We start from the raw sequence: 1,817 nt of genomic DNA on the forward strand, positions 1-1,817 counted from the left end.
GCCGCGGCCGCGGCGGCAAGATCGATCGCCCCGCCACCCTGGCGCAGGGCGAGGCGCAGCAGCACGCTCTTCAACTCGCGGATGTTGCCGCGCCACGGGTTTGTGGCGAGCAGGGCGGCGGCATCGTCGGTGATCGTCGTGTCGGGCGCGAAGCGGGCGAGCAGGTGGCGGGCGATGGCCGCGAAATCGCTGCGGTCGGCCAGGGCGGGCAGGGTGATTTCGGCGGTGTTGAGACGGTAGAGCAGATCGGCGCGGAACTGTCCGGCGGCGACCGCCTGGTCGAGGTCGGCGTTGGTGGCGGCGATCATCAGCACATCGACGGTGCGGTGGCGGGTGGCGCCGACCGGGCGGATCGTCCAGTCATCGAGCAGGCGGAGCAGCACGGACTGGAGCGGGCGCTTCATGTCGCCGATTTCGTCGAGAAACAGGGTGCCGCCGTCGGCCTCGGCGACCAGTCCCGCCGCGCCGCCGCGCCGGGCGCCCGTGTAGGCGCCATCGGCATAGCCGAATAATTCGGCCTCGATCAGGGTTTCGGTGAGGGCCGCGCAATTGACCGGCACGAACGCCCCCCGCCGGCCGCTCGCCTGATGGGCGTAGCGCGCGAGCAATTCCTTGCCGGTGCCGGTCGCGCCGCGGATCAGGATCGGCAGGCCGCGGGTGGCGGCGGCGGCGGCGAGGCGCAGGCCGGTGGCGAGGGAAGGGTCGTCGGCGATGAAATCCGGGGCGGCGGGGGGCGGTGCTGCGATCGCGACGCGGCGGGTCGGTTTCGGCAGTTCGAGCGTGGCGACATAGACGCTGCCCACCCGATCCTCCAGCGTGCCGAAGGCGGCGCGGGTGCAGGCATCGTGGAAATTACCGAAACCGGTGCGAAAGATCGCCTCGAAACGCTGCCCCATCACGACGGGCAGACCAGCGAGCAGGAAGCGGGCCTGGCGGTTGGCGGCAAGGACGCGGCCACTTTCCGAAAACACCAGGATGCCGGCGCTCAGTGTCGAGAGATATTCAGGGCGGCTATGGAAGGCGATGATGCGATGGCGGGCGTGGGTCTCGCGCAGCAGCAGGTTTTCGATCTGGATTGCCGCCATGCCGACCAGGGCGCGGGTGTGGCTCTGGCGGGAGCGGCAGTCGGACGAGGCGTCGAGCACACAGGCGAGCGCCCCATCCGGACCGAACACCGGCGCGGCGACGCAGGTGATGGCATTGTGGCGGCGAAAGAAATGTTCACCGCCGTGAATGCTCTGCGCCGTGCCGGTGGCGATGGTGGTGCCGAGCGCGTTGGTGCCGCAATGGCTCTCGTCCCAGAGGGTGCCGGGCTGGATCGCGGCGGCATGGGCTTCGCTGGCGAAGCTTGGATCGGCGATGGCGTCGAGCAGCAACCCGTCGGGAGCAGCGAGGGCGACCATGAAATTGCTGCCGGCGATCTGCTGGTAGAGGGCGCGCAACTCCGCGGAGGCGAGGCGGTGGACCATTTCACGCTGGGCGCGGGCGTGGCGCAGCCGATCGGCGCCGATGGTTTCGATCCGGGGCGCCGCCGTGGGGTCAAGCCCGGCGGCGAGGCAGCGCTGCCAACTGTCGCGAATATCAGCGCTGAGCAGGTCGGTCGCGACCAACCCGTTCGATTCAAGCGCGGCCCGGGCCTGACCGATCCGGTCGTCGGCGTACAGCACCATCGGCATTCCTCCGTTCAGCTTCGTTGGTTCGAGCTGGTTCTGGCGGGCGATCACGCCCGTCCGGGCCGATGCTAATGCATGCATCGGCCGATCCCTAGAAAAAACCGCGCCGGGCAGATGAAATGTTCGAAAACCGTGAAAGTGCCA

1 protein-coding gene is annotated in these 1,817 nt (G+C 69.2%); it reads right to left on the minus strand.

What is annotated here, in order from left to right; translation table 11 throughout:
- On the minus strand, window positions 1-1,754 hold a 1,754-nt coding region (locus ACP5E6_RS00475), incomplete at its 3' end, for a sigma-54-dependent Fis family transcriptional regulator (RefSeq protein WP_427950182.1).
- Window positions 1,755-1,817: the final 63 nt, after the last annotated feature.

Source organism: Acidiphilium sp., from assembly GCF_049977125.1.
In the GTDB taxonomy this organism is placed as follows: domain Bacteria; phylum Pseudomonadota; class Alphaproteobacteria; order Acetobacterales; family Acetobacteraceae; genus Acidiphilium.